General features: G+C 39.7%; 5 protein-coding genes. 4 read left to right on the top strand and 1 reads right to left on the bottom strand.

Translation table 11 applies throughout. The features are described from left to right. Positions 1-184 precede the first annotated feature (184 nt). Positions 185-532, top strand: coding sequence for a hypothetical protein (locus IP510_RS12000; protein ID WP_194365085.1), 348 nt, complete (start codon positions 185-187; stop codon positions 530-532). Positions 533-1,261: 729 nt separating this feature from the next. Then, positions 1,262-2,659 carry a hypothetical protein gene (locus IP510_RS11995; protein ID WP_194365084.1) on the top strand — a complete coding sequence of 466 codons (1,398 nt, stop codon included), beginning with the start codon at positions 1,262-1,264 and terminating at the stop codon, positions 2,657-2,659. A 226-nt stretch (positions 2,660-2,885) separates the two neighbouring features. On the opposite strand, the gene IP510_RS11990 is transcribed toward IP510_RS11995, so the two are convergent. Beyond that, complete coding sequence (locus IP510_RS11990) at positions 2,886-3,146, bottom strand: DUF1289 domain-containing protein (protein ID WP_194365083.1); 261 nt, start codon at positions 3,144-3,146, stop codon at positions 2,886-2,888. Positions 3,147-3,334: 188 nt separating this feature from the next. Here IP510_RS11990 and IP510_RS11985 point away from each other — a divergent pair, with 188 nt between their 5' ends. Beyond that, positions 3,335-3,967: a YqiA/YcfP family alpha/beta fold hydrolase gene (locus tag IP510_RS11985; RefSeq protein ID WP_194365082.1), complete on the top strand. Its 633-nt coding sequence runs from the start codon at positions 3,335-3,337 to the stop codon at positions 3,965-3,967. A gap of 110 nt (positions 3,968-4,077) precedes the next feature. Then, a complete protein-coding gene (parE, locus tag IP510_RS11980; RefSeq protein ID WP_194365081.1) occupies positions 4,078-5,964 on the top strand; it encodes a DNA topoisomerase IV subunit B in 1,887 nt (628 codons plus the stop codon). Positions 5,965-6,000: the final 36 nt, after the last annotated feature.

Below are 6,000 nucleotides of genomic sequence, written 5' to 3'. Positions count from 1 at the left end.
CTCAGAAGTGAAACATCGTTGCGCCAATGGTAGTGTGGGTTCGCCCATGTGAGAGTAGGTCATCGTCAGCTCTCTATTCTAAAGTAAAAGCCCCCTCCGCGTTAGCGAAGGGGGCTTTTCTTTGTGCTTAAAAAAGTGCCAGTGTGATACTATTTATCATTATTCTTACCTTTAGGAGCATATTATGGGCGTTTCACTTTATTATACAGCTGAGCGTACGACGCTTTTAACTGAGCAGGAGCAAGAGGATATTGCGCTTATCATTGATAAGTATAATGACACTTTTGAGTATGCAGAAGAAGCGGAGTCTTTTGACCTTTATGCCTATGATGATAGTGAGTCAGAGGTCATCTTAGCAGGCGCTACAAAAATGCCGTCTAGCACAGAGATGGAGGTTTTGATGTATAGCATTAATTATTGGCTACATTGTCTGACTGAGATTCGACTGGCAGTCGCTGATGCAGAGTGGCATGTGCATTTAGATGATAGTGATGCAGTTTGGGTAGATGATAAGTGGCAGATGGAAGATTAGGTTATCGTCAGCTTTCTATACTCAAAAGTAGCTCTTTTTTTATCTTTTATTCCTAGTGACATACCCAGAAAATCCTATTTAAAGGTGAGCAAGGAATAACGACTGTCTGGGAGACAGTCGTCCGTATTGCAAGACGAAGGGCTATGCCTGTAGATAGCTCTTGCGCTGCCTAAAATTGGTATACAATTTTTATGGGGCTCTCCTCGTTCGTCAGCTCTCTATAGCCGATACTCAATAAAATGGATACAGTATTTAATAACGCAAAACTGGTATAAATTTTTCTGGCTCGCTATACCTATGCCGACAGAGGCTGTAAAAAATTCATCCCAGTCCCGCTGTATCTTTTTAATATTGGACTGACTATATTCTAAAAGTTAAAACCCCAACATCAATTCGTTCGTGGCTTTTCTTCGGCCCTTATTTCTGTTTATATCTAAATCTCTACTTCTATTTATACAAAACGTGAGCTGTTTCGAAAATACCATTGTTTGCTGATGTGGTAAGAAATTCTAATATTTGTAATTTTCTATCTTATGCTTGCCTGAATTAATTCAAATAATTTTATAGCTATAAAACTGTTAAGAATGCGGTACTCAGTACTTTATCTATCTCATAAACAATATATTCAATTATTTATATATATGTTGTTGATTTATAATATTAATGCTACATTTAAACAGTAAAGAATATTTTTGGTTCAATAGTTGGCATAGATAACAAGGAGGAGATATGAAGTTTTTTCATATAAAGATACTAATCATCATTTCATTGTTAACTTTATCTGTTAGCGGACGAGCTGATGTCTTAGGCGCAGGTATTGCTGCTACTGGAAAAGTTACTTCTTCTATAATAGCTAATGAAACAGTTGAAAGTCTTATAGAATCTGCAAGAAGACAAGCAAAAGTTTTAATTGCTGAGTCTGAAAATAGCGGTAACGTATTACTAACAAGGGGCGCTGATGAGTTAAATCTTACTGCTGATAATATAGAGCGTATATTTCAAAATCAACTAAAAATAACTTTTGCCGAAATAGATGAAGATAAGCGAGATCTTTTGATTGGACTTGCTTCGGCAACTAATGTAGCTACAGAACTTAGTGACAAAGCTTATACATTTAAAGATACGTTAACTCTCGATGTTAGATCGATATTAGGTGAAATACCTTTTGTTAAAGAAAACTTGGTATTACAACGTATTTCAGGTTTATCGGTAATTTCTGGCAAAGAAAAATTTAAGCTAAGAATTATTGGTTCATACGTTGGTTTGCCTGGCGAATCCCATAGTACATCCATTGAAGCTCTACTAGATGGCAAAAATATTGAAAATATAGAGGTCGATCCCAGAGAAATTCACTTAGTAGAAATACTAATACCATCTGTGAATCTTGAAAACCACTTATTAAAAGATAAGCCAGCAAGAATTCCTTTAATTTTAAAAATTAACCAAACGTTTAAGAAAAAACTATTTGGCTTCCTTTGGAATATTGACTCGAGAAAAAGCTATGAAGCAAACTTAAATCTTATTTTATATCCCTCATATGCAGGAGATATAAATGTTGTTGCAAGGCATGAAGTATTAGGTTGGAAGAAATCACAAGCCATTGAGCGAGATATGACTCACAGCGATCATTGTTCAAAAAATTGTAAGAACCATTATGGAACATCGCATGAAGTTAATATATCTGTCAATGGTGATTCATTAACTCCATTGACTGGTCAGAAACGAATTATTAGTTCTACATGTAACCTTATATCAGGACCTTCTAGTCACAGTATTCATGAAGAGACAAGTGTATCCCAAGATAAAGCTACAGCTAAATGTAGAGTTCGTTTTAGAACCCAATCACAAACATATCGCCTCACTGCTCAAATTGAAGAATATGGAGTTATAGAGGAAAAAGACTCATCCTTTCCTGCGAAACTAAGTTTTGATGAATTAACTGAAGTTCGAATACCAAAAACTACTACAGAAATATTTATTCAGGGAAAACTTATTACAGGTGATATGATAAATATCATCGGATCACAAACTACAAGTAGTGGTTTAGTCAAAATAGTTAGACGCCTAGAGAATGCTAATGATAAATCTGTAATTCTTACTGTGTCTAGACCTAATGATACATTATAACTTAATAAGTTAAGGTGTTCAGGCGTAGCAAGGCTGCGCCCATTTTTATTGTGTTACGCATCAACTGCTTTTATGAAAGCTTTTAAAACTAAAATCTTAGATTTTAAATAACAAGTTTGAAGTATTTATCATTTATCAGTGACCTATTTAAATTCTTCTATAAAGTGGCAATCCAACAAAGGCAACTGTTACACAGTTGTCAGTTTTATATCTCATTTCTTATTTTCTAAAACAACTCACCCATCTCAATTTCTTCCTCAAAGTCGAATCCTAATTGCTCGTCTTTGCGCTGTTTCATTTGTTCGATACGTTGCTTTCGTCCTACGATCAGCCGTAGCACCTCACGGCGCTGTTCAGCGGTCATACCATGCCATAATTGACGCTCAGGTCGACTTCGCAGGCAACCAAAACAATATCCTTTTTTATTGCTTTGACAAACACCAATACATGGGTTGGCAATCTCTAACAGCTCAAACTGTTGGTTCATGGTTCCTCCATAATGACTGCTGTCATTTCCTTGACCTGCATAAAATTACGATGACAATATTATTATGTCGCAAATACTGACTAATAGTGTGCCACTTTATTATTATTATTTTTGTGCAACGGCTGCTATGCTTAGCTTTGATCGCCTTTATAAGATAATCATAACAAAATTAATAAGTGAGATGATACGTGAACATTATTTATATTCATGGACTAGACAGTGATGCCAACTCTACTAAAGGAGTACTGTTAGAAAAATATTGTCAGCAGTATCATCCTGATATCAGCGTATATCGCCCTGATCTAAATAGCGCTCCGGAGCAAGTGTTTGAGCAGCTGGTTAAACTGGTAACTCAATTATGTAGAGATGCTGAAACGGTATTGATAGGTAGCTCGTTAGGTGGCTACTTTTCTACCCTAGTGAGCAATCATACAGGCTGTGCGGCTTTACTATTAAATCCCAGTACGCAGCCGCATATCACGTTGCAACGCTTTGCTAGTGAATCGTCTTCAACAGCTAGTGGGGAAAGTGAAACATTGAACAATGAGATGCTACATACAACAGCGGGTGGTTGGCATATTACTCATGCAGATTTGCAATGGTTTGCAGCGCATCCTTTAGAATCAATTAATTACCCTGATAAAATAGCGGTCTTTATCAAAGAGGGTGATGAGCTTTTGAATCCGTATTTATCAAGAGATTTTTATAGAGGGCTTGATGCACGGGTTGTTTTGCAAGAAGGTGGCGATCATAGGTTTAGTGATTTCGATGTGCAGCTGCCTATCGTCATTGATACGCTACAACGTTTGCTACAGCATTAAATAGACGACATTATATGACGTGAGCGACTGAGTATTGACGTTACCGTCGCTATTTTTCGTTATAATGGTTTAATAGAATTAAACGCACATGAATAGTTAAGGATGCATTTGTGAGTCAATATAATGCGCAGTCGTTAGAAGTTTTAGAAGGACTTGAGCCAGTACGTCGTCGCCCTGGCATGTATACCGATACCACGCGCCCAAACCATTTGGCGCAAGAAGTTATTGATAACTCAGTCGATGAGGCATTGGCCGGGTATGCCAAAACCATCAAAGTACAGCTATATGCAGATGGATCATTGTCTGTGGAAGATGACGGCCGCGGTATGCCAACAGATATTCATCCTGAATTTAATCAATCAGGTATTGAGATTATCCTGACCCGTTTGCATGCAGGAGGTAAGTTCTCGACCTCTAATTATGAGGTGTCCGGCGGTCTGCATGGTGTGGGTATCTCTGTCGTCAATGCGCTATCAACACGCGTGAACGTAACCGTATGGCGTGATAGTACACAGTTTGATATGGCGTTTGAAAATGGGGCACCAGTCACGCCGTTAACTGAAGCAGTCAGTTCAAACAAACGCAAACGCGGTACGAAAGTGCATTTTTGGGCAGATGGTAGCTTTTTTGATACGCCTAAGTTCAATGTTAAACAGCTCAAGCACACCTTAAAAGCGAAAGCCGTCTTGGCTGCAGGACTGACGATCGAATTTACTGATGAGATCAATGATGAAAAGGTGGTTTGGCAGTTTACCGATGGTGTGGTCGAGTATCTAAACGAGCAATTAGATGGTCTTGAGACCTTGCCTGAAGCGCCATTCTATTATAACTATGAGGCAAAAAGCGGCGAGCGAGCGGGCATTACGTTTGCACTGTCTTGGTTACCTGATGGCGGTACACCGATTCAAGAAAGCTATGTAAATCTAATTCCGACAGCTCAGGGCGGTACGCACGTCAATGGCTTGCGAACGGGTATCTTAGAAGCATTGCGTGAGTTTTGTGATATTCATAATTTATTACCGCGTAGTGTAAAGCTGACAGCAGAAGACGTTTGGGATGGGGTGAATTATATCCTGTCACTCAAGTTTTCTGAACCGCAGTTCTCTGGGCAAACCAAGGAGCGTCTGTCTAGTCGTGAAGCAGCTGGAGCAGTCCAGAGTTTGGCAAAAGATGCCTTTAGTCTGTGGTTAAATCAACATGCTGATATGGGCACTCAAATCGCAGAGCTAGCGATTAATAAAGCAGGACGTCGTCTAAAATCAGCCAAGAAAGTCGCGCGCAAAAAAATCACGCAAGGGCCAGCATTGCCGGGTAAGCTGGCAGACTGTCGTGGTGATCTACGCGATGGTGCAGAGCTGTTCCTAGTAGAAGGAGACTCTGCTGGTGGTAGTGCCAAGCAAGCTCGAGATCGTCATTATCAAGCGATATTACCGCTGCGTGGAAAGATTCTAAATACGTGGGAAGTGTCATCAGATACGGTACTGTCAAGCCAAGAGATTCATGATATCGCGATTGCAATCGGGGTTGATCCTGCTTCTGATGACTTGTCCGAGCTGCGTTACGATAAAGTCTGTATCTTAGCCGATGCGGATTCTGATGGTTTGCATATTGCGACATTGATTTGCGCTTTGTTTGTGAAGCATTTCCCTGCATTGGTTGATGCCGGTCATTTATTTGTCGCGATGCCGCCATTGTACCGAGTGGATGTCGGTAAAGAGGTACATTATGCGCTTGATGAGCCTGAGCTTGCGCATATTTTGGCCAAGGTGCCGGGCAATAAAAAAGCGCAAATCACCCGATTTAAAGGATTGGGTGAGATGAGTGCGGAGCAGCTACGTGAGACTACCATGAGCCGTGATACGCGTCGATTGGTACAGCTAGATATGGATGATATGGTACTGACTAATAGCGTGATGGATATGCTATTGGCCAAAAAACGTGCGGCTGATCGTAAGTCGTGGCTTGAGAGCAAAGGCGATTTGGCTGATATTTCATAAATACTATTTGATCAATAGTATTGCTTGAGCGATATT

It is taken from the genome of Psychrobacter sp. NG254 (assembly GCF_015277735.1).
Classification (GTDB): Bacteria; Pseudomonadota; Gammaproteobacteria; order Pseudomonadales; family Moraxellaceae; genus Psychrobacter.
This window is presented reverse-complemented; position numbering and strand designations above follow the sequence as displayed.

Coding starts and splice junctions, on each gene's coding strand:
- IP510_RS11995 (WP_194365084.1), top strand. CDS start 1,262: ATGAAGTTTTTTCATATAAAGATACTAATCATCATTTCATTGTTAACT.
- IP510_RS12000 (WP_194365085.1), top strand. CDS start 185: ATGGGCGTTTCACTTTATTATACAGCTGAGCGTACGACGCTTTTAACT.
- IP510_RS11990 (WP_194365083.1), bottom strand. CDS start 3,146: ATGAACCAACAGTTTGAGCTGTTAGAGATTGCCAACCCATGTATTGGT.